1 pseudogene is annotated in these 215 nt (G+C 40.9%); it reads left to right on the top strand.

The window, feature by feature from the left end:
* A pseudogene (locus LKX83_RS33440) lies at positions 1–215 on the top strand (N-acyl-D-amino-acid deacylase family protein); the annotation flags it as partial.

The following is a 215-nucleotide window of genomic DNA, read 5'->3' as shown; positions in this document are numbered from 1 at the left end:
AATGTGAACCGCAATAAATTTGAGATAGCGTTAGAAAAGTTAGATGCTGCTCGTGCAGAAGGAATCGAAGTTACATTTGATCAATATCCTTATACAGCTGCTTCTACTGTTTTTCATGCAGTTCTTCCTCCATGGATGCATGATGGAGGTACGGAAGATATGCTGACGCGACTTCAGGATTCTTCCACACGCGAAAAAATTAAATGGGATATGGC

This window comes from Cohnella baijiui, assembly GCF_020731285.1.
Taxonomy (GTDB): domain Bacteria; phylum Bacillota; class Bacilli; order Paenibacillales; family Paenibacillaceae; genus Cohnella.
The sequence above is the reverse complement of the archived record's forward strand: the minus strand, read 5'-3'. Positions and strand labels throughout refer to the sequence as shown.